Raw genomic sequence first — 21,905 nt, 5'->3', positions numbered from 1 at the left:
CTAGGCCCCTTCCAGGCGGCGGAGGTAGCGGAGCTGGAGCCAGACCACGATGAAGAGGACCGGCAGCATGAACAGGGAGACCGCGGCGCCCTCGCCCAGCAGGCCGGTAGCCACGCCGATCTGGTAGGCGTAGGTGGCGAGCAGGTGGGTCGCGTTGGCGGGGCCGCCGCCGGTGAGCACGTAGATGAGCTGGAAGTCGGAGAAGGTCTGGATGATCGAGAAGACCACCACCACCAGGGTCACCGGCTTGAGCAGCGGCCAGGTCACGTGCCAGAAGCGCTGCCAGCCGTTGGCCCCGTCGAGCGAGGCGGCCTCCTGCATGTCGGTGCTGATGGTCTGCAGCCCGGCCAGCAGCGAGATGGCGAAGAACGGCATGCCGCGCCAGGTGTTCACCACGATGGCGCACCACATGCCCCAGGTGCCGTCGGACAGGAACGGCAGCTTGGTGGTGATGAAACCGGTCTGGTAGAGGAGCCAGTTCAGCACGCTGAAGGTCGGGTCGAACATCCAGCGCCACGCGAAGGTCGAGAGCACGGTGGGCACGATGAAGGGCAGCAGCATGGCCGCGCGCACGATGCGCTTGCCCCGGAAGTGGCGGTTCAGCAGCAGGGCCAGCCACATCCCGAGGACGAGCTTGAAGATCGTCGCCCAGAACGTGTAGTAGAACGTGTTGTAGAAGGCGGTCTGGAAGATCGAGTCGTTCCACGCCTTGATGAAGTTCTTCAGCCCGACGAACTCGCCCGGATTGCCGACGCTCACGCTGGACAGCGACAGCCACACCCCCATCACGAAGGGATAGGCGATGAACAGGCCGAGCAGCACCACCGTCGGGGCGAGCAAGAGGCAGGCGAGCAGGCGCTCGCTCTCGAGGAAGCGGGTGAGTCCCCTGGGCCGGCTGGTTCCCGGATGGGGCAGCGCCACCTCGAGACCGGCGGCGCCGCCCGATCCGCCCGCGATGGGCTTCTTCATGTCATCTCACCCGTAGATCTTCTTCAGCTCGCCGGAGGCCCACGTGACCGCGTCCTCGGCCTTCATGCCCTGCACGCCCTTGGCGAACAGGTCCACGATCACGTACTTGGAGTAGGCCTCGGTGGCCTTGGCGTTGGGCGGTCCCGCGAACCCGATGACCCGCGAGTTGTCGGGCGCGGTGCGGAATCCCTTCATCGGCTCGTCGATGGTGCTCCACATCGGGCTCTGCTCCCAGAGCTTCGTGGACCCGATCGAGAACCCCTCCGCCACCTGGAACCACTTGCCGTACTGCTCCTTGCCGTGGAGCCACTTCAGGAAGTCCTTGGCCAGCTTCTGGTTCTTGCCGTACTTCATGACTCCGTGCCCGAAGGCGGTGTGGTAGCTCCAGGATCCGGCGGGGCCGGCGGGCAGGCGGGCGTGCCGGATGTCGCGCACGAGCGGCTCGCCCTTGTCGTCCTTGATCTTCTCCTGGCCCCGCTTGGCCGCGATGTAGATCGACGCGCCGTTCAGTGTGGCCGAGATCTCGCCGCCCAGGAACGCGCGGTTGTTGTTGGTATCGTCCCAGGCCAGCCCGCCCTCGTCGCAGCCGTCCTTCCAGAAGGCGGTCATGAACCTGACCGCCTCCACCGCGCCCTTGTCGTCGAGCGCGGTCTTGCCGGTCTTGTCGGTCTCCATGCCCCCGAAGTTCCACAGGAGCGGGTAGGCCCACGCCGGCGCGTCGCCGAAGGTGTGGCCGAGGGTCTGCCCGTAGGGGTGGCCCTTCTTCTTCAGCTTCGCCGCCACCTGGCGCAATTCGTCGTACGTCTTGGGGAACGCGGTGACGCCGATCTCGTCGAACCACGACTTGCGGTAGGCGATCAGCCCGGGAACGATGCCGTGGGGCAGGGCCAGGAAGCGGCCGCCGACCTTGCTGTACGCCTCGGACTGCGCGTAGAGCGCACCCTGCTCCTTCACCTGCCACTCGACGAGATCGCCGACGTCCACGAGCCCGTTGGCGTAGAGGTGAGGCCAGTTGTGCAGCATGTGGATGATGTCGGGCCCCGAGTTGGACTGCATGGCGGCGGTGACGCGCGCCTGCAGGTCGTTGGCGTTGATGAACTCGAACACGACCTCGGCCCCCAGCGCCTTGCTGGCCTCGCCGGCCTGCCGCTTCAGCTCGACGTCGCACGCCGGAATGAAGTCGACCCAGCGGAGGATGTTCAGCCGCGTGCCCTGCGCATACGCGGGGGCGCGGCGCCCGGCCAGGATGCCCTCCAGAGCCGCCGCGGCCGCGCCCGCGGCGACCGACCCGGCCAGGAACGTGCGACGGCTCACCGCGGCTGCTTCGCTGGTCGCCTCGTGCTGCGGAGTCGTCATCGGCCTCTCCCGGGCCCGTCGATGGGCGCCGCGATCACGCTTCGTAGATCTTCTTCAGCTCGCCCTCGGCCCAGTGCACCGCGTCCTCCGGTTTCATGCCCTGGACGGCCTTGGCGTACATGTCGGTGACGATGTACTTGCTGAAAGCCTCGGTGGCCTTCGCGGTGGACGGGCCCGCGTATCCGAACAGCCGGGTGTTCCGCGCGCCGGTCCGGAACATCTTGAGCGGCCCGTCGAGGGAGTTCCACATCGGGTCGTTCTCCCACGCCTTCGTGGCGCCCACGCTGTAGCCGCCCTGACTCTGGAACCACTTCTCGTAGTTCTCCTTCTTGTGCACCCAGCGGAGGAGGTCCTTGGCCAGCTTCTGGTTCTTCGAGTACTTCATGATGGCGTTCGACTGGTTCAGGAAGAGGGCGAAGGCGCCTCCGGGACCGGCCGGCAGCGGCGCGTGGTCGATGTCCTGGAACAGCGGCTCGCCCTTGTCGTCCTTGATCTTCTCCTTCTGACGCTTGGCCACGATGTAGATGCTGGCCCCGTTCAGGGTGGCCGCGATCTCGCCCGCGTGGAAGGCGCGGTTGTTGTTGGTGTCGTCCCACGCCAGCCCGCCCTCGTCGCAGCAGTCTTTCCAGAAGGACTGCATGAACTTGACCGAATCCACCGCGCCCTTGCTGTTGAGCACCACCTTCTTGCCGGTCTTGTCCGTCTCGGCCCCGCCGAACGCCCAGAGCATGCAGTAGGTGAACGTCGGCGCGTCACCGAAGGTGTGTCCCAGGGTCTGCCCGTAGGGCTTGCCCTTCTTCTTGAGCGCGGTGAAGAGCTTGTGCGCCTCCTCCCAGCTCTTCGGATACTCGGTGGCCCCCGCCTCCTTCAGCCACGACTTCCGGTAGGCGACCGCCGCGCCGATGATGGAGTGCGGCACCGCCAGCCACTTGCCGTTCACCTGGCAGGAGGGCGGGTAGATGTCGTAGAAGCCGCCCTGTGCCTTCGCCAGCTCCGAGGCTACGTCGCTCACGTCGACGACCGCGTTCTGGTACAGGTGAGCCCAGTTGTACTGGAAGTTGAACACGTCGGCGCCCGCCCCCGACTGGATGGCCGCGGTGATGCGCGGCTGCAGGTCGTTGGCATTGATCGTCTCGAACGTCACCTCGGCTCCGAGCGCCTTGGAGGCTTCCGGCATCTGCCGCTTCAGCTCCACGTCGGACTCCGGGATGAAGTCCACCCAGCGCACCCAGTGCAGCTTGGTGCCTTGCGCGAAGGCCGGCGCCCGCCGCGCGGCGACGATGCCCTCGATGCCGGTCACCGCTACCGCGGCGAGGCCCGCGGTCTTGACGAACGTGCGGCGGTCGAGATGCGTGGTCTCTTTGCGATCGGAGCTGTTCATGCGTGCGTGGTCCTCCTTGACCGGATGAGCTGCCTCATCTGCGCGAGCGCGTCCCTTCGGGGTAGAAGCCCCGGCCGCGAGGTTGATACCTCGTGAAGGCCGTCACGGAGATGCGGGTCTCGATGGGTGAGATGACGCCCTAAATGGTGGCAAATTCTTAACAAGGAACCCCCGGCCTGTCAACGGGAAAGGGACCTTCAGCCGCCCGCCACCGGGGCTTGGCCGGGGCGCTCCCGCCGCCACGGGGGCCTTCGGTGTCACCCCCAGGACAACCGCCATCGGCCCGATCGCGAACGAGCCCAGGAACAGCCACTGATAGGGCCCAGGAGGTCGTGAATGGCACCTCCCGGTAGGAGCCGAGCCCCATCCCGACAGCCCCGTACGCCGTGCCCATGGCGCGCTCACCGAAGAACTCGCGGGTGACGACCGGATACAGCGGCATGGCGCCACCATAGGCCACCCCGAACGCCAGCGACACGGGAACCAGACGGGCGTCCGCCACTGGGGGAGTGCGGGGGCCATTTCGGGGCCCCCGCATCCAAAGAGCCTTCAAGAACTAGCCGGCGTCCGCACGACCCGCCGCCCCCCTCGTAACCACTCGATGGCGAGCACGGTGAGGGACACATAGAAGCCGCTGACGCCCGCGCCGATCAGCAGGCCGAAGGTCACGTAGAGCTGCCACATCTGCTGCACGTGGCTCGAGAGCAGGAGGCCGGCGGAGAGGAGCCCCGCGCCGACCAGCACCACCCGCCGGGTGCCCACGCGGTCGGGGACGAAGCCCGAGACCACGCCGCCCGCCCCCATCACGATCCAGTTGAAGAGGCCGATGGCCCCGATGCCGGAGCGGCTCCCGCCCATCGAGTCCTCGATCGGCTTCAGGAAGACGCCGAGGGTGATGACGACGAACGCGGCCGCGAGCACCACCCATCCGTAGAAGAATCGCTGCCTCCTACGAGGCTCACGACATCGAGAATGCGCGCTCCCGGACCGGGAGGAGCAGGAGGAGCGCGAGCACCATGCTCGCGGCGAGGGCGACCCACCCGCCCGCGAAGCCGCCCACGCGCTCCACCACCAGGCCGAAGACGGGCGGGCACACCGTGACGCCCAGCGAGGAGATCGCGAGGCCGAGCCCGACCGCGGTGCCGGCGGCGCGGGTCCCGGCCAGCTCGGCCATCAGCGTGTGCTGCACGCCGTTCCAGCCGACGCCGAAGACGCCGATGCAGATCGCGAGCGGCACGAGCAGCCACGGGCCGGTGGCCGGCGTGGTGGTCGACAGCAGGAGCGCGCAGGCGATCGATCCGATGCCCGCGATGGCGAGCACGATCCGCCGCCGGCCGCCGAACAGCCGGTCCGAGAGCAGCCCGAAGCCGATGCGCCCCGCCGCCCCGCTGCACTGCGCGGCCACGAGGTACTTCGCGGCGGTCACCACCTCGAGGTGGACGGCCTCGTGCAGGTACAGCACGAGGAAGGCCAGGAACACGGTCTGTACGCCCGCGAAGAGGAGCGTGCTCACGCCCACCAGCCAGAGATCGCGATTGCCCATGACCGCCCAGAAGTCCGCGCGGGGCGGGGTCGCGGTGCCGCCGGCCGGTCCCGGCTCGGGCAGGTCGCGATAGAGCAGCCACGTCAGGAGCGCGAGCGCGCCCACCACCGCCGCGGATACGCCGACCGCCGCTCGCCAGCCGAACGCGATCGCCAGCGGCGGCATGACGAAGGCGCCGACCGCGCCGCCGAACGGCAGGCCCACCTGCTTCAGCCCGACCACGGTGGCCCGCTGCCGCGGCGGAAACCACGCCATCCCCGCCTTGGTGGTGGTCGGGTTGAGCACGCCGTAGCCGGCGCCGGCCAGGATCAGGATCAGCACGATGAACGAGTACGATGGCGCGGCCGCCGCGGCTCCGAGCCCCGCCGCGATGAGGACCTGGCCCAGGATCATCGCGCCGCGCACGCCCCAGCGATCCGCCAGCCAGCCCGCGGGCAGCGACATGAGCACCGGGCCGATGTAGTACGTGGAGAGGAACGAGCCGGCCTGGGTAACCGAGAGCTGGAGATCGTCCCGGATCAGGGGCGCGATGGAGGGGATGCCGAGCGGCCCCACGTTGGCCATGGTCTGGGCGGCCATGATCAGCGCGAGGACCGCCCAGCGATTCGTCACCGGGGGCGCGACGACAGCAGGGCCTCGACCGCCCGCAGGTCCTCCTCGGTGTCCACGCCGATCGTGGGCTGATCGGTTTCGAGCACGCGGATGGGGATGCCGGCCTCGAGCAGCCGCAGCTGCTCGAGCTGCTCCGCGCGCTCGAGTCCCGAGGGCGGCAGCGAGTGGTACGTCTCGAGCACGGAGCGCCGGTAGGCGTAGAGGCCGATGTGCTTCCAGTAGACGATCCCCCCGCGCGTGTCGCGATCGAAGGGGATGGGCAGACGCGAGAAGTAGAGCGCGTCGCCGTGCACGTTGGTCACCACCTTGTTCGCGGTGCGGCTCTCGACCTCTTCGGGAGTGGCGCGGATCTTCAGGGTGGTGACCTGGACCTCGGGCTCGGTGAGGAAGGGCCGCACGAGCCGCTCGATGTGGGCCGGCGAGATGAGCGGCTCGTCGCCCTGGATGTTGACGTAGACGTCGGCGGCGCGCGCCCGGGAGACCTCCCACAGGCGGTCGGTGCCCGAGGCGTGCGTGCTGCGCGTCATCACCGCCGGCACGTGATGGTCGTGGCAGGCCGCGACGACCTCGTCGCTGTCGGTCGCCACCAGCAGGTCCGACAGCAGGGGAGAGGTGCGCGCTCGCCGGAAGACCTCGACCACCATCGGCACCCCGCGGATCTCGCGCAGGACCTTGCGCGGCAGGCGCGTGGACTGCAGGCGCGCGGGGATGACGCCCAGGATGATCACGGGCGCTACCCTACCAGAAAAAATCCTTGTGCAACCCGCGGCCGCCGGCATCGGTTGTACCCTGGAGAGGCCGTGAAGTTGACAGGTCCCGAGGGTGGATGGTATAACGCGTCAACCTCGCAGTGTCGGTCCGCGAGTACCGCAAGCTTGCCTCGCAGGTCCGGCCCATCTCGATGGAGAGAAAGGGGATCTTGAAGACTGGGTTGGGCGCATTGCGTCACCCGCCGCCTCGGGGCGGCCGCGACGGTGTCGCGTGAGTAACGGACGAGAGCTCATCGGGGCGACCACCACCGGGGTCGCCGCGCGTCCGGCCGCCATCCGCGGCAGCTGGTTCGGGCGCGAGGCGGTACAGGGCTTCGTGTGGATCGCTCCCGCCTTCCTCTATCTGGCGTTCTTCATCGCCTACCCGTTCTTCATGTCGATCTACCTCTCGGTCTCGAGCGCCCGGGTCGGGTCGCCCGAGTCGCACTTTGTCGGCGCCCAGAACTACACGCGCTTGTTCGCGGATCCGGTGTTCTGGCAGACGGTGCGCAACTCCTTCGTCTTCACCCTGGGTTCCGAGGCGATCCGGCTGGTGATCGGGCTGCCGCTGGCCTTCGCCCTGAACCGCTCGTTCAAGGGCAAGCGCATCGTGCAGGGCATCATCCTGATCCCCTTCGTCATCCCGATCGCGCTCTCGTCGCTGGCCTGGAAGTGGATGTTCGACTCGCTCTACAGCGTCATCAACTGGATGCTGATGCGTGCCCACATCATCGAGTACCCGTGGCAATGGCTGGGCGAGCCCGGCCTCGCGATGTGGTCGGTCATCATCATGAACGTCTGGCGCGGCTTCCCGTTCTCCGCGGTCATCCTGCTCGCCGGCCTCACCGCGGTCCCGCAAGAGGTGATCGAGGCGGCGAAGATCGACGGGGCCGGCCCCTTGCGCCGCTTCCACTACGTGGTGGTGCCCATCGTGCGGCCGATCTTGCTGGTGGGTCTGCTCTACTCGGTGGTCTTCTCGTTCACCGACTTCTCGGCGGTGTGGCTCTTGACCCAGGGCGGACCCTACAACACCACGCACGTGTTCGGCACCTACGCCTACAACATCGGCATCAACGCGGGTGACCTCGGTATGGGAGCGGCCATCACCCTGTTCATCTTCCCGTTCCTCGCCCTGATCGTCATCCTCATGCTACGGTTCTTGCGGAAGGACTGAGGGCATGGACGCCCGACGCTTCTGGCGACGGCTCAAGCGCGACTACGGCCCCTACCTCCCGCTCTCCCCGTACCTGTTCGTGGTGCTCTTCCCGTTCTACTGGATGGTCATCACCGCCTTCAAGCGCGACCGGGATCTCTACAACCTGGAGACCGCGCCGTTCTGGTTCAAGGAGCCGCCCACCCTCGAGCACGTCAAGCTCCTGCTCGAGGGCACCCTGTTCCCGCTCTGGCTGAAGAACAGCCTGATGATCGGCGTGCTCGTGGTGTTCATCACCCTCCTGCTCGCGCTGCCCGCGGCCTACGCGCTGGCCCGGATGAAGTTCCCCGGGGCCCAGCCGCTGTCCACCGCCATGTTTCTCTCCTACCTGATCCCGTCCACCCTGCTGTTCATCCCGCTGTCGCAGGTGGTGCGCGGTCTCGGGTTCACCGACTCGGTGTGGGCGCTGGTCATCGTCTATCCCTCCTTCACCCTGCCGTTCTGCACCTGGCTCTTGATGGGCTTCGTGCGGACGGTGCCGAGGGAGATCGAGGAGAGCGCACAGATCGACGGATGCACGCGCTTCCAGGCCTTCCGCATGATCATCGTCCCGGTCATCGTGCCCGGCATCATCACCGCCGGCATCTTCGCGTTCACGCTCACCTACCAGGAGTTCATCTACGCGCTGACCTTCATCTCGAGCTCGGCGAACAAGACGATCTCCTACGGGGTCACCAGCGATCTCATCCGCGGCGACGTCTTCTACTGGGGCTCGCTCATGGCGGGAGCGCTGATCGGGGCGATCCCGGTGGCCGTCGTGTACGCGTTCAGCCTCGACCATTTCATTCACGGCCTCACCGCAGGTGCCCTGAAGTGATCCGAGAACTCTCTCCAGGAGGATGACCGCAATGACCAAGGTCTCGCGTCGGCAGTTCCTCGAAACCGCGGCGGGTGTGACCGCCGCCTCCGCCTTCCCGCACGTGTGGATCCGCCCGGCGTGGGCGCAGGCGAAGGAGGTCCGGGTGCTCGCCTGGACTCACTTCGTGCCCGCCTACGACAAGTGGTTCGACGCGTTCGCGGAGCAGTGGTCCAGCAAGAGCGGGGTGAAGGTCACCATCGACCACGTCCCGCACCTGCAGATCCCGGCCAAGATCGCGGCCGAGATCGCCACCCAGTCCGGTCACGACATCGTCCAGCTCGTGGGCACCGGCACCGAGAAGTGGGCCTCCGCGCTGCTGGACGTCCAGGACACCACCGACAAGCTCGCCAAGAAGCACGGCGGCTGGACGCCGCTGGCCGAGAACTACTGCAAGGTGCGCTCGGACGGGAAGTTCCACGCGGTCCCCGACTTCTTCATCGACTTCCCGGGTCTCTACCGGAAGGACCTGTGGACCGAGATCGGGATGCCCAACGGCCCCGACACGTGGGAAGACCTGCACAAGGGCGGCATGAAGCTCAAGGCCAAGGGCTTCCCGGTCGGCATCGGCCTCGCCCACCACGACGACTCCCGCGCGTCCTGGCGCGCCATCATGTGGTCCCACGGCGGATCCGAGGTGGCCAAGGACGGCAAGACCATCACCTACAACTCCAAGGAAGTGCGCGAGGCGCTCAAGTTCGAGAAGGCGCTCTACAAGGACGCGATGACCCCCGAGGTGCTCGCGTGGGACGACGCCTCCAACAACCGGTTCCTGGCCTCCGGGCGCGGCTCCTGGATCCACAACCCGATCAGCGCCTACCGCACGATCGAGGGCTCGAACAAGGAGCTGGCCGACAAGATCTTCGTCTCGCTCTCGCCCAAGGGCCCGGCGACCCGGCGGTCGTTCGCCAACTGTCGCGCCTACGGCGTCACCAAGTTCAGCAAGAACCAGGACGGGGCCAAGGCGTTTCTCGAAGCGCTGGTGGACAGCTACCGCGACGCGGCCAAGGCCAGCACCGGCTACAACATGCCGTTCCTGAACAGCTACGCCAAGCCGCCGTTCCCGGTGATCAGCGAGGATCCCAAGCTGAAGCCGCTGGAGCAGGATGCCGAGTATCACTTCACCACCGGCTATCCGGGGCCGCTCACCCCGGCCGCCGACGAGGTCTACCAGCAGTTCGTGATGGTGGACGCGATCGCCCAGTTCGCCACCGACAAGATGGATCTGGAGCAGACGATCAAGTGGGGCGAGGAGAAGATCAAGGCGATCTACGCCAAGTTCGCCTAGCCCAGCCCCTCCACCTCATCTCCCTCTCCCCTCAGGGGAGAGGGCAGGGTGAGGGGCGGGGGTCTTTCAAGCAGCCCGGGGGCAGCGCCGATCACCGCGCTGCCCCCGCCGTCTTTCTAGCTGACCGGTCGACCGCCTCCGCCCCGCAGCCGCGGATCGAGCACGTCGCGGAGCGCGTCGCCCAGCATGTTGAAGCCGAAGACGGCCAGCGAGATGGCCGCGCCCGGCCAGATGGCCATCCAGGGCGCCCGGTACATGAACGAGCGGCCGGAGCCGGAGAGCATGGCGCCCCAGGACGGGTAGGGCGGGGGCACGCCGAAGCCCAGGAAGGAGAGCGCGGATTCGGCGAGGATGGCCGCGCCCAGGCCGATGGTGGCCAGGATGATGATGGTCGCGGCCACGTTGGGCAGCACGTAGCGGAGCATGATGCGCAGGTGCCCGGCTCCGAGCGCGCGCGCCGCCTCCACGTAGGTGTTCTGCATCACGCTGATGGTGGCCCCGCGGATCACCCGCGAGCCGGCGGCGGCGCCCAGCACGCCCAGGGCCAGGATGAGGTTCAGCAGCCCGGGACCGAGGACAGCCATCATCGAGAGGATGACCACGAGGAACGGGAACGATTGCCAGGCGTCCACCACCCGCTGCACGCAGATGTCGTAGGGGCCGCCGAAGTAGCCGCTGGTGATTCCGACCAGGGCGGCGAGGACGTTGGCGAGCAGCACCGCTCCGAACCCCACCGTCACCGACACCGCCGCGCCGTACACCACGCGGCTGTAGACGTCCCGGCCCAGGTTGTCGGTGCCCATCCAGAACTGCGCGCCCGGCGCCTTCATGCGCGCGCCCGGAATCGTCTCGTCGTAGCGGTACGGCGCGACCCACGGCGCGAAGATCGCCATGGTCAGGAGCAGGACGACGATCAGCGCCCCCAGCGCGCCGAGCGGCTTGCCGCGGACGAACTGCCAGAGGCCCGCGAGCCGGCCGGCACGGCGGGCGGCAGGCATGCGCAGGTCGGTGGCGGCGACCGCGGTGGCCTGGTCGGCGGTTCCGGAGCTCTTGGCCCTCAGGGCGGACGCGTCGTGAGTGGGCAGGGCGCTAGTACCGAATGCGCGGGTCGAGGAGCGCGTAGAAGGCGTCCACGATCAGGTTCATCAGCACGACCACGCTCACGATCAGCAGGTTCACGCCCTGGATCACCGGGTAGTCGCGCTGGTTGATCGCATCGAAGAGGAACCGGCCCATGCCGGGCAACCCGAAGATGCTCTCGAAGATCACGGTGCCGCCCAGGATCTGGGCCACCTGGATGCCGAGCACGGTGATCACCGGGATCAGCGCGTTCTTGAGGCTGTGCTTGAGCACGACCACCCGCTCGCGCAGCCCCTTGGACCACGCGGTGCGCACGTAGTCCTGGCGGAGCACCTCGAGAAGCGTCCCGCGGGTGAGCCGCATGATCGCGGCGGCGGAGGCGATGCCGAGGATGAAGGCGGGGAGGAGGAACTGCGCGAAGTGGGCCCACGGATCCGCCGAGAACGCGGTGAACTGGATCGGCGGGCTCCAGCCCCACCAGATGGCGGGGAGCAGCACTGCGAGGGTGGCGATCCAGAAGCCGGGCACCGAGAGCCCGAGGATGGCCATGCTGCGCATCGCGTAGTCGGCCAGGGTGTCCTGGCGGATGGCCGCGAGCACGCCGATGGGGACCGCGATGATCACCGCGAAGATCAGGGCCAGCACGCCCAGCTCGAGGCTGATGGGCAGGCGGCGGGTCAGCTCTTCCAGCACCGGCCGCCGGGTCCAGAGCGACTCGCCGAGATTGCCCCGCGAGACCTGGCCGAGCCACTCCACGTACTGGATGTACATGGGGCGGTTCAGCCCGAGCTTCTCGCGGAGGTCATCGAGGTCCTTGCCATACGCCTTCTCCTCGAGCATGAGCTGCACGACGTCGCCCGGGAGCAGGCGCGGGAGGCTGAACACGATGAGGGAGGCGATCAGCAGCGACGGGATCGCCACCAGCAAGCGACGCAGGACGTAGCGCTTCACGGGGAGGTCCGGGCGGTCCGCTAGATGGGACGGCCCGCTATTGGTTCAGTGGGCCCGGCGATCCGCGAGATGGGGCGTCCCCCTATTATTTGATTGGGCCGAGCCATCCGCGAGATTAGGCGACCCGCTCTTATTTGATTGTACGGTCGTCGCAAGCGACGACCTATATGTTGTGGCTTCGCATTGTTCTGAGCGGTCCGCGGTTACTTGTCGAGCCAGGCGACCATGAGGCGGCCGCCGTAGTCGTGGCCGATGTTGGGGCCGAAGTTCTTGACGTAGGGCATCCAGGCGCCCACCGCACTCACCGAGGCCCCGAAGCCGTAGTACACCTGCTGGGAGGCGTAGCGCTGGATGTCGTAGACGATGTCCCGCCGTTTCTTCTCGTCGAAGGTCCGTCGCTGCACCTTGATCATCTCGGTGAGCTTGGGATCGTTGACCCCGGAGGAGTTGAGCGGCTCGCCGGGCAGGAGCGGGGTGAAGTAGGTGTCGGGATCGGTGGTGCCGCCGCGCAGGGTCACGATCATCTTCTCGAACTTGCCGAAGATCGCGCTCGAGACGAAGGCGCCGTACTCCTTGAGCTTCAGCTCGCCCTCGATCCCGGCCTGCTTCCAGTTGCGGAGCGCTACCTGCACCGCGTCCATCCAGTCCGGACCGTAGCCCGGGGTGGTCTCGATGGGGACCTTGAGCCCGTTCGGGTGGCCCGCTTCGGCGAGGAGCCGCTTGGCCGCGGCCGGATCGAACTCGTAGAGCTTGCGGCCTTCCGGGGGCAGCTGGTCGATCGGGATCGCCCACTCCTTGAGCGCGGCGGGAATCAGCGCGTTGGGGGCGCCCTTGCCCTGCGACCACGCGTTGGTCTCGAGCGTCTCGCGCCAGTCCTGGGCCATCGCGAAGGCGCGACGCACCCGCACGTCCTTGAACGGCTCCTGGTCGAGCTTCATCGCGGTGTAGCCGCCGAACACCACGATGTAGTCCTTCATGCCCAGGCCCTTCACGCGCCGGAGGGCGATGTCGAGGTCGCTGCGGCGGATGACCATGCCGTACTCGGGGCCGAAGTCGAACTCACCGGACAGGAACTGGGCGAAGGCCGCCGCGGGGTCGGTGGAGATCGTGATGTCCACCCCGTCCACGTAGGGCAGGTTGGGGAGGAAGTAGCTCGGATTGCGGTCGAAGGTGATCCGCACGCTCGGCTCGTAGCTGCGGAGCATCCACGGGCCGGTGCCCACCACGCTCTCCGGCTTCTTGAGATCGCCGAACTGATCCACGCACTCCTTGGCCACGACCCACGTCGACGTCGAGGCGAGCCGGTCGAGGAACCACGCGTTGGGCTCCCGCAGCGTGAACTTCACGGTGTACTTGTCGGGGGCCTCGACCTTGTCCACCATCTCGAGGATGCTCTTGTTCGGGTTGCCCTTGATGGTGAGGAAGCGGTCATAGGAATAGCGCACGTCCTCCGCGGTCAGCTCGCGACCGTTCAGCGGCGCCTTGTTGTGCCAGCGCACGCCTCGGCGCAGCTTGAAGACGTAGACGGTATCGCCCTGCCGCTCCCACGACTCGGCCAGGTCGCCCTCCACCGGCTGGGTGCCCGGCCCCACCGCCGACCCGGCCTTGACCTTGACGAGCCGGCTGTAGGCGAACGACAGCGGGATCATGGTGGAGAACGCCAGCGTCAGGTGCGGATCGAAGTGCACGGGAGGCACGTGCGAGCGCAGCCGGAACCGGCCGCCCCGCTTCGGGCTCTGGGCGTCCGCGGGCCCCGCGGTCACCAGACCCGCGGTCGCCCCGAGGGCGAGGCCTGCGCCTCCCAGCTTGAGGAGCTCGCGGCGGGTCAACGAAGGCAGCTGATGCATGGATTCCTCCTGGTGATGAGCTTCTAGCGATCGAGCCAGGCGGCCATCAGCCGGCCGCCGTAATCGTATCCGAGATTCGGGCCGTAGTTGACGAGCGCTCCGTCCCAGACCGCCACGTACACGCCGGACCAGAGCTGCACGTAGTATTGCTGCTTGGCGATGTGACGCTGCGCTTCGAAGATGATCTCCCGCCGCTTGGCCGGGTCGAGCGTGCGGCGCTGCCGTACCAGCAGGTCGGCGAGGACCGCGTCGTTGATGTACCCGTGGTTCTTCAGCTCGCCGGGATAGTACTGGCCGAAGAGGAAGTTGTCCGGCTCGAGGAACGGGGTCTGGGGGCCGAGGGCCATCGATTCGTACTTGCCGTAGAACGTACTGGAGATGTACGCCCCGTACTCCTTGGTGTTCAGCTTGGCCTCGATGCCCACGTCCTTGAGGTTCTTGAGCACGAGCTGACAGGTGTCGATCAGCACCTGGGAGCCGTACGTGGTGAAGTCGATGGTGACCGGAAAGCCCTTGGGGTGGCCGGCCTCGGCCAGGAGCTTCCGCGCGGCGGCGGGATCGTACTTGAAATACTGGGCGCCCTCTCCCAGCTGCTCGGCCGGGATGGACCACTCCTTGAGCGCGGCCGGCACCGCCGGATTCAGCACGCCGACCCCTTCGGCGACCGCGTCGATGATGCCCTTGCGATCGATGGCCAGCGACAGCGCCCGCCGCACGCGCACGTCGTTGAACGGCGGCTTGTCGTTTCGGAAGTAGAGGTGGGTCATGACGTTGGAGGGAAACTCCGCGGTCTTGAGCTTGGGCCGGCGCTGCTTGAGCGGGTCGGTCATCTGCACCCAGTCGACCCGGTTGATGGTGCCCGGGAACTCCCAGCCGAGGTCGTACTTGCCCGAGATGAAGGCGGCCATGCGCGAGGCGTTGTCCTCGTCGACGAAGGCTTCCACCCGCTCCATGTACGGCAGACCGGTGACGAAGTAGCTCGGATTCCGCACGAGGGTGTACCCCACGTTGGGCCGGTAGCTGTCGAGCATCCACGGGCCGGTGCCCACGGTGGCTTCGGGCTTCTTCAGGTCCCCGAACTTCTCCACGCACTCCTTCGCCACGATGCAGACCGCGTTCGGGTTGGCCAGGACGTCGAGGAACCAGGCGTACGGCTCCTTCAGCGTGAATTTGACGGTGTACCGATCGGGGGCCTCGACGCGCTCGAGGGCCGCCAGCATGTAGGCGTTGGCGTTGCCCTTGACGGTGCGGAACCGCTCGATCGTGTAGACGACGTCCTCGGCGGTCAGCTCCCGGCCGCCCACCGGCGGCTTGTTGTGCCAGCGCACGCCCTTGCGGAGCTTGAACACGTAGGTGTTCTCGCTGGGCTGGCTCCAGGACTCGGCCAGGTCGCCCTCGATCGGGAAGGTGCCGGGCACCACCGCGGGGCCGGCCTTGTGCTTCACGAGACGGCTATGGGTGAAGGAGTACGCGATGTGGGTCTTGTACGAAACGGTCAGGTGGGGATCGAAGTGCGGCGGATCCCAGAGACGCACGCTCAGGGTGCCCCCGCGCTTGGGGGTCTGACCCCACGCCGGCCACGGCGTGGTCGTGGCGGCGAGGGCGGCGGCGCCCCCCACCTGGAGCAGCGCGCGGCGGCTCAGCGACAAGCGGGTGACGTCCGGCGTCATCTGTTGTCCTCCCAGTCGTGTTGATATGAGATGCGGGCAGCAGAGGGCCAGAATTTGCGCCAATCTGGGGGCAAACCCCCAGAAAGTCAAGCAAGATTTCTGTCAGGCCTTCAGGTGCTTGTCGAAGAAGGCCAGACAGCGCTTCCAGGCGTCCTCCGCGGCCTCCTTCTTGTAGACCTGCGGGCGGTCGTCCGAGAAGAAGCCGTGGGGTGCGCCCGGGTAGAGGACGAACTCGACGTCGGGATTGGTCTTCTTCAGCTCGGCCTCGAAGCGCTTCACGTCCTCGCTCGGGATCCCGGTGTCCGCCTCGCCGTACAGGCCGAGCACCGGCGCCTTGATCTTCGACGCCAGACTGAACGCGTCCACGCCGGGGGCGTCGGAGTACGTGCGCTTGACGTGGCCGTACCACGGCACCGCAGCGGTCACGCCGGGGTACTCGGCCGCGGTGTGCAGGGTCAGCGCTCCGCCGCCGCAGAAGCCGGTGACGCCCAGGCGATCGGCCCGCGCCCACGACTGCTGCTTGGCGTAGTCGGCCGCCGCGCGGATGTCGCCCAGGTACTGGGCGCGCGTCACCTTGGAGGAGATCTGGCCCATCTCCTGGAAGTTCTTGCCCTGCATCCCGCCCTCGCGCGAGTACAGCTCGGGGGCGATCGCGTAGTACCCGGCCTGGGCGAACCGGCGCACCACGTCCTTGTTCTGCTCGGAGTTGCCGGTGAAGCCGGAGATGACCACCACGATCGGGTAGCGGCCCGGCGCCTCGGGGCGGGCGTCGTAGGCCGCGATCATGGTCCCACCCGATGGGATCTGGATGTCGCGCGCGGTGATGCCCTTGCTGTCGGTGGTGATCGCCTGGGCGAGCACGATGCCCGGCGTGAGGACGCCTCCGACGGTGGTGAAGGCGCCGAACCTGAGCACTTCCCTGCGGCTGAGCGGATTGGCCATGGCGTGTCCTCCTTGGCAGGAACTAACTGGCCGCAGCGGCTTGGGGTTCCTGTCTCGGTCGGTCTGGTCGTCCCCGGACGTCAGGCATCGCTCCGGGAGCGGGAGGACTTGCCGGATCGCTTCGGCGCCGGGCGGAGCCGCGGCGGCACCGGGGCCTTCCACCAGCCGAGCTCGCGGCCCGGCCCGCGGCCGGGCGCGGCCACCATGAGCACCTTGGCGTCCACCCGGCCGACGTTCTTGCCCATGTGGGGGATCTCGGCGTTGAAGTACAGGCAGTCGCCGGCCTTGAGCGGGATCTGCTCGTCGCCGAGCTGGAACAGGATCTCGCCCTGGAGCACGAACGTCAGCTCCTCGCCCTCGTGCGCGGTGAGCACGTCGGCCCGGTTCTTCACCGGGAAGGTGAGCACGAACGCGTCCATGCGCTGGCCCGGCCAGGCGACCGCCATCGGCTGATAGGTGTAGCCGGTGGCGGGCACCGCCTGCGGCCTGCGCCGCTGGCTCGCCCGCACCAGCGTGTAGTGCTGGGTCGCGGTGGTCCCGGCGGCGTCCTGGAAGAGCTGGCCCAGGTCGATGCCCACCGTGCGGGTGATGAGGATGAGGTTGGCGATCGAGGTGGAGACGCGGCCGCGCTCGAGCCGCGAGAGGAAGGGCTCGGAGAGGCCGGTCTTCTCGCTCAGCGCGCGCAGGGTGAATCGCCGGGTCCGACGCGCCTCGCGCAGCCGCGCCGCCACCGCCTGCACGAGCTGCCGGGTCTCCGCGCTTTCGTCCAAGGCAATGTCCGCTTGCCGCAGAAGAAACCACTCGGGTATGCTCCCTGTCAAGCGCCGAGAGGCGCACACGCTGGATCCACGAGGAGGTTTTGCATGCGCGCATCCCGTCTCCTGGCTCTCTCCGCGGCCGTCCTGCTGCTCGCGCTGGGGGCGGGGCCGGTCTCGGCCCAGGCGCCGATCAAGGTCGGCGACATCAACTCCTACAGCGGCATCGGCGCGCCGTTCACCGGTCCCTACCGGGCCGGCGTCGAGATGGCGGTCGAGGAGATCAATGCCAAGGGCGGCGTGCTCGGGCGCAAGCTCGAGGTGGTCTTCCGCGACGACAAGGGTCAGCCCGCCGAGGCGGTGAAGCACGCGCAGGAGCTGGTCGAGTCCGACAAGGTGGTGATGATCACCGGGAGCTTTCTCTCCAACGTGGGGCTCGCGGTCTCGGACTGGGCCAAGCAGAACAAGACGATGTTCCTCGCCGCGGAGGCCCTGACCGAGGCCCTCACCTGGTCCAAGGGGCACGACCACGCGGTGCGCCTGCGCCCCAACACCTACGAGCAGGGCCGCATGCTGGCCGACAAGGCCGGCAAGATGAAGTACGTCAAGTGGGCCACGATCGGGCCCAACTACGAGTACGGCAAGCGCGCCTGGGAGACCTTTCGCGATCGGTTGAAGGAGCTGAAGCCCGACGCGCAGGTCGTGGGCGAGCACTGGCCGACCCTCGGCAAGATCGAGCCGGGCCCGCTGGTGACCGCGATCCTGAACCAGAACCCGGACGCGCTCTACGTCTCGCTCTTCGGCAGCGACTGGCTCGCCTTCGTGCGCGAGGCGCAGAAGCGCGGCCTGTTCCAGAAGATGTTCGTGGTCGGCATCCTGCTGGGCGAGCCCGAGTACATCGATCCGCTCAAGCTCGAGGCGCCCGAGGGCATGCTGGTCACCGGCTATCCCTGGTACGACGTGAAGATCCCCGGCCACGCCGAGTGGGTCGCGCGCTACACCAAGCGGGGCGACAAGACGCCGGCGCTCGGCTCGCTGATCGGCTACGTCACCTATCTCTCGGTGGCCGAGGTGCTCAAGAAGGCGGGGGGCACCGAGACCCCGAAGCTGGTCGCCGCATTCAAGGGGCTCAAGGTCGACACCCCGATGGGCCCGATCACGTTCCGGGCCTCCGACGGACAGTCCACCATGGGCGCGTGGGTGGGGACCACCAAGGTCGACCCGCAGCGCGGGGTCGGCATCATGGTCAACCACGAGCTGATCCCCGGCGAGAAGGTGCTGCCGTCCGACGAGGAAGTGAAGAAGCTCCGCCCGGCCAACTGAGCCCGATCCCGCCCCCGATGATCGCCCGGTCCCTCTCCCCCGCCTCGGGGGAGAGGGCAGGGTGAGGGGGCACGCCCGCCATGTCCCTCCTCTTCGTCCAGCTCCTGAGCGGGCTCGCGAACGCGATGTTCCTGTTCCTGATCGCGTCGGGGCTCTCCCTGATCTTCGGGGTCACCCGCATCGTCAATTTCGCCCACGGCTCCTTCTACATGCTGGCCGCCTACCTGACCTACTCGCTCGCCGCGATGCTTCCCGGCGGCGCCGCCGCCTTCTATCTCGCCGTGCTCCTCGCCGCGCTGGCGGTGGCGGCCTTCGGCGGGCTGGTCGAGGTGCTGCTGCTCCGCCGGGTGTATCGGGCCCCCGAGCTGTACCAGCTGCTGCTGACCTTCGCGCTGGTGCTGGTGGTTGCCGATGCGGTCCGCTACATCTGGGGCGCCGACAACAAGACGGGCCCCGCGGCCCCGGGGCTCGCCGGCTCGGTGGCGGTCGCGGGCCAGCTCTTCCCCTCGTACGATCTGGCGATCATCGCGTTCGGCCCGCTGGTGGCGCTCGGGCTCTGGCTGCTCTTCCACCGCACGCGCTGGGGCATCCTGATCCGCGCGGCCACCCAGGACCGGGAGATGGTGGCCGCGCTCGGCGTGGACCAGTCGCGGCTGTTCACCTCGGTGTTCGTGCTCGGCTCCTTCCTGGCCGGCCTCGGTGGCGCCCTGCAGGTGCCGCGGCTGGCGCTCACCACCGTGATGGACACGTCGATCATCGTGGAGGCGTTCGTGGTCGTCGTCATCGGCGGCATGGGCTCGGTGTGGGGGGCGCTGCTCGCCTCGCTGCTCATCGGCGTGCTCAACGCCTACGGGGTCCTGCTGCTGCCGAAGAGCGCCATCGTGCTGATCTTCGTGGTGATGGCGGTGGTGCTGATCGTGCGCCCGTGGGGCCTGCTCGGGCGGCCCGAGATCCAGCTGCGGCCGCCGGGCGGGGGTGCGGTCCCCGGGGTCGCGCCGCGCCGGGTTCATCCCGCGTGGCTGCTCGGCGCTCTCGTCGTGCTCGCGCTCCTCCCGCTCGCGCTGCCCACCTTCTGGGTGTCGATCGTGGTCGAGATCTTCGCCTTCGCCCTCTTCGCGGCCAGCCTCTACCTGCTGATGGCGGTGGGCGGCATGGTCTCCTTCGGCCACGCGGCCTACTTCGGCCTGGGCGCCTACGGCGCCGCCCTGCTGCTCGAGCTCGCGGGCCTGCCGATGCCGGTCGCGTTCGTGGCCGCCCCGCTGGTCGCGGCGGCGGGCGCGGTGGTCTTCGGCTACTTCTGCGTGCGCCTCACCAGCATCTACTTCGCGATGCTCACGCTGGCCTTCGCCCAGATCGTCTACGCGATCGTGCACCAGTGGGACGAGGTCACCGGCGGCGACAACGGCGTCCTGGGCGTGTGGCCTTCCGCGTGGCTGGCCTCGCCGGCGCGCTACTACTACTGGGCGCTCGTCGCCGCGGTGGCCGGGATCGTCCTGCTGCGTCTGATCGCGGCGTCGCCCTTCGGGCTCACCCTGCGCGCCGCGCGCGATCACGCAGGGCGGGCCGAGGCGCTCGGGGTGAACATCCGGGCGCTGCAGTGGATCGCGTTCGTGGTGGCCGGCTTCGTGGCCGGCCTGGGCGGCGCGATCTTCGCCTTCCTCAAGGGCAGCGTGTTCCCGGTCTACACCGAGTCGCCCATGTCGGTGCAGCCGCTGGTGATGGTGCTGCTGGGCGGCGTGGGCTCGCCGTCGGGTCCGCTGATCGGAGCCACCGTGTACAAGCTGCTCGATACCATCATCACCCGCTACACCGACTACTGGCAGATCGTGCTCGGCGCGATCCTGATCATGCTGGTGCTGGTCTTCCCGCGGGGCATCGCGGGGGTGCTCGACGGGCGTCGGCCGTGAGTGCGACGCCGTCGCCCGCCGTTCCGCCGGTGCTCGAGACGCGAGGGCTCTCCAAGTCGTTCGGCGGAGTGCAGGCGGTGGCCGGCGTCGACCTCGTGATGCCGAAGGGCGAGATCCGGGCCCTCATCGGCCCGAACGGCGCGGGCAAGACCACCTTCTTCAACATGCTCACCGGGCAGCTGCGCGCCGACGCGGGGGAGGTGCGCTTCAAGGGCGAGCGCCTGAGCGGGTTGCCGCCCTACGCGGTGTGGCGCCGCGGAGTGAGCCGGACCTTCCAGATCACCGCCACGTTCGCCACCCTCACCGCGCTCGACAACGTGCGGGTGGCGCGCCTCTCTCATCGGGGCAAGACCTACTCGCTGCTGGAGCCCGCCTCGCGCCTGCAGAGCGACGAGGCGCGCGCGCTCCTCGAGCAGGTCGGCATGGGGGAGCAGGCCGATCGCCTCGCCGCGGTCCTCGCCTACGGCGACCTGAAGAAGCTCGAGCTGGCGGTGGCACTCGCCAACGACCCCGAGGTGCTGCTCCTCGACGAGCCGACCGCCGGAATGGCGCCCGCCGAGCGCGGCGCCCTCATGGCGCTCACCCGCGGCATCGCCCGCGAGCGCCAGCTCACCGTGCTGTTCACCGAGCACGACATGGACGTGGTCTTCTCCATCGCGGACCGGATCATGGTGCTGCACCAGGGCCGGGTCATCGCCGACGGCGCTCCCGCCCACGTCCGCGCCGATCCCGAGGTCCAGCGGGTCTACCTGGGCGAGGACGAATGAGCACCCTCTCGCTCGACCGCGTCGAGGCCGGCTACGGGCTCTCGCGCGTGCTCCACGGGGTGAGCCTGACCGCCCGGGCCGGGGAGGTGGTCTCGCTGCTCGGGCGCAACGGCGCGGGCAAATCCACCACGCTCAAGTCAATCGTGGGGCTGGTGGAGATCACGGGTGGGTCGGTGCGGTTCGACGGGCGGGAGATCACCCGCCGCCCGACCCACGAGATCAGCCGGCTCGGCGTCGGCTACGTGCCGGAGGACCGGCGCATCTTCGGCGATCTCACCGTCGAGGAGAACCTGGTGGTCGGCCAGAAGGGCGACGGCGTGTGGAGCGCGCGGCAGGTCTACCAGTTCTTCCCGAAGCTGCACGAGCTGGCGGGCCGGCGCGCGGGCAGCCTCTCCGGCGGAGAGCAGCAGATGCTGACGGTGGCCCGCACGCTCATGGGCAACCCGCGGGTGCTGCTGCTCGACGAGCCGTCGGAAGGGCTGGCCCCGGTGATCGTGCGGGCGCTGGGGGACCAGATCGCCGCGCTCAAGCGAGAGGGCTTGACGATCCTGCTCTCCGAGCAGAATCTCAAGTTCGCGGCGCGCCTGGCCGACCGCGCCTACATCATCGAGAAGGGCGAGATCTGCTTCGACGGGCCGATGACGACGCTGATGGCGGACGAGTCGCTGCGGCGCAAGTACCTGACGGTGTGAGGAG

19 protein-coding genes are annotated in these 21,905 nt (G+C 68.3%); 7 read left to right on the top strand and 12 right to left on the bottom strand.

Annotation, left to right across the window (positions count from 1 at the left end; genetic code table 11):
• The 6 genes from VKN16_01140 to kdsB form a co-directional block, all read right to left on the bottom strand.
• Entirely contained in the window at positions 1–969 is a 969-nt protein-coding gene (locus VKN16_01140) for a sugar ABC transporter permease (GenBank protein ID HME92804.1), read from the bottom strand.
• Positions 970–975: 6 nt separating this feature from the next.
• Complete coding sequence (locus tag VKN16_01135; GenBank protein ID HME92803.1) at positions 976–2,325, bottom strand: extracellular solute-binding protein; 1,350 nt, start codon at positions 2,323–2,325, stop codon at positions 976–978.
• Positions 2,326–2,359: 34 nt separating this feature from the next.
• Entirely contained in the window at positions 2,360–3,706 is a 1,347-nt protein-coding gene (locus VKN16_01130) for an extracellular solute-binding protein (protein HME92802.1), read from the bottom strand.
• Positions 3,707–4,255: 549 nt separating this feature from the next.
• Positions 4,256–4,627 (bottom strand): MFS transporter, encoded by a 372-nt coding sequence (locus VKN16_01125; protein HME92801.1) that lies wholly within the window; start codon positions 4,625–4,627, stop codon positions 4,256–4,258.
• Positions 4,628–4,664: 37 nt separating this feature from the next.
• Positions 4,665–5,861: an MFS transporter gene (locus tag VKN16_01120; protein ID HME92800.1), complete on the bottom strand. Its 1,197-nt coding sequence runs from the start codon at positions 5,859–5,861 to the stop codon at positions 4,665–4,667.
• The gene (gene kdsB, locus VKN16_01115) at positions 5,858–6,589 is read right to left on the bottom strand and encodes a 3-deoxy-manno-octulosonate cytidylyltransferase (GenBank protein ID HME92799.1); all 732 of its coding nucleotides are present in this window, start codon (positions 6,587–6,589) and stop codon (positions 5,858–5,860) included. The genes VKN16_01120 and kdsB overlap by 4 nt, the downstream gene beginning before the upstream one ends.
• 253 nt (positions 6,590–6,842) lie before the next feature.
• Here kdsB and VKN16_01110 point away from each other — a divergent pair, with 253 nt between their 5' ends.
• Genes VKN16_01110 through VKN16_01100 form a run of 3 tightly spaced genes read left to right on the top strand, consistent with a single transcriptional unit; the run spans position 6,843 to position 9,967 of the window.
• Positions 6,843–7,784 carry a sugar ABC transporter permease gene (locus VKN16_01110; GenBank protein HME92798.1) on the top strand — a complete coding sequence of 314 codons (942 nt, stop codon included), beginning with the start codon at positions 6,843–6,845 and terminating at the stop codon, positions 7,782–7,784.
• 4 nt (positions 7,785–7,788) lie between these two features.
• Complete coding sequence (locus VKN16_01105; protein ID HME92797.1) at positions 7,789–8,640, top strand: carbohydrate ABC transporter permease; 852 nt, start codon at positions 7,789–7,791, stop codon at positions 8,638–8,640.
• A 31-nt stretch (positions 8,641–8,671) separates the two neighbouring features.
• Positions 8,672–9,967, top strand: coding sequence for a substrate-binding domain-containing protein (locus tag VKN16_01100; protein HME92796.1), 1,296 nt, complete (start codon positions 8,672–8,674; stop codon positions 9,965–9,967).
• 116 nt (positions 9,968–10,083) lie between these two features.
• Here the strand turns inward: VKN16_01100 and VKN16_01095 are convergent, their stop codons facing one another.
• From VKN16_01095 to VKN16_01070, 6 genes are all read right to left on the bottom strand, one after another.
• The gene (locus tag VKN16_01095; protein ID HME92795.1) at positions 10,084–10,965 is read right to left on the bottom strand and encodes an ABC transporter permease; all 882 of its coding nucleotides are present in this window, start codon (positions 10,963–10,965) and stop codon (positions 10,084–10,086) included.
• A 91-nt stretch (positions 10,966–11,056) separates the two neighbouring features.
• Positions 11,057–11,998, bottom strand: coding sequence for an ABC transporter permease (locus VKN16_01090; GenBank protein HME92794.1), 942 nt, complete (start codon positions 11,996–11,998; stop codon positions 11,057–11,059).
• A gap of 203 nt (positions 11,999–12,201) precedes the next feature.
• Complete coding sequence (locus VKN16_01085) at positions 12,202–13,845, bottom strand: ABC transporter substrate-binding protein (protein ID HME92793.1); 1,644 nt, start codon at positions 13,843–13,845, stop codon at positions 12,202–12,204.
• Positions 13,846–13,868: 23 nt separating this feature from the next.
• Positions 13,869–15,515 (bottom strand): ABC transporter substrate-binding protein, encoded by a 1,647-nt coding sequence (locus tag VKN16_01080; protein ID HME92792.1) that lies wholly within the window; start codon positions 15,513–15,515, stop codon positions 13,869–13,871.
• Positions 15,516–15,617: 102 nt separating this feature from the next.
• Positions 15,618–16,457 (bottom strand): dienelactone hydrolase family protein, encoded by an 840-nt coding sequence (locus VKN16_01075; GenBank protein ID HME92791.1) that lies wholly within the window; start codon positions 16,455–16,457, stop codon positions 15,618–15,620.
• Positions 16,458–16,537: 80 nt separating this feature from the next.
• Positions 16,538–17,227 carry an XRE family transcriptional regulator gene (locus VKN16_01070; GenBank protein HME92790.1) on the bottom strand — a complete coding sequence of 230 codons (690 nt, stop codon included), beginning with the start codon at positions 17,225–17,227 and terminating at the stop codon, positions 16,538–16,540.
• A gap of 93 nt (positions 17,228–17,320) precedes the next feature.
• On the opposite strand from VKN16_01070, the gene VKN16_01065 reads away from it, so the two are divergent.
• The 4 genes from VKN16_01065 to VKN16_01050 all read left to right on the top strand — a co-directional run bounded on the left by VKN16_01065 (position 17,321) and on the right by VKN16_01050 (position 21,901).
• The gene (locus VKN16_01065) at positions 17,321–18,535 is read left to right on the top strand and encodes an ABC transporter substrate-binding protein (GenBank protein ID HME92789.1); all 1,215 of its coding nucleotides are present in this window, start codon (positions 17,321–17,323) and stop codon (positions 18,533–18,535) included.
• Positions 18,536–18,615: 80 nt separating this feature from the next.
• Positions 18,616–20,442 (top strand): ABC transporter permease, encoded by a 1,827-nt coding sequence (locus VKN16_01060; GenBank protein HME92788.1) that lies wholly within the window; start codon positions 18,616–18,618, stop codon positions 20,440–20,442.
• Positions 20,439–21,209, top strand: a complete 771-nt coding sequence (locus VKN16_01055; GenBank protein ID HME92787.1) for an ABC transporter ATP-binding protein — start codon at positions 20,439–20,441, stop codon at positions 21,207–21,209. The genes VKN16_01060 and VKN16_01055 overlap by 4 nt, the downstream gene beginning before the upstream one ends.
• A complete protein-coding gene (locus VKN16_01050) occupies positions 21,206–21,901 on the top strand; it encodes an ABC transporter ATP-binding protein (GenBank protein ID HME92786.1) in 696 nt (231 codons plus the stop codon). The genes VKN16_01055 and VKN16_01050 overlap by 4 nt, the downstream gene beginning before the upstream one ends.
• Positions 21,902–21,905: the final 4 nt, after the last annotated feature.

The sequence above is a fragment of the Candidatus Methylomirabilota bacterium genome (genome assembly GCA_035315345.1).
Classification (GTDB): domain Bacteria; phylum Methylomirabilota; class Methylomirabilia; order Rokubacteriales; family CSP1-6; genus CAMLFJ01.
This window is presented reverse-complemented; position numbering and strand designations above follow the sequence as displayed.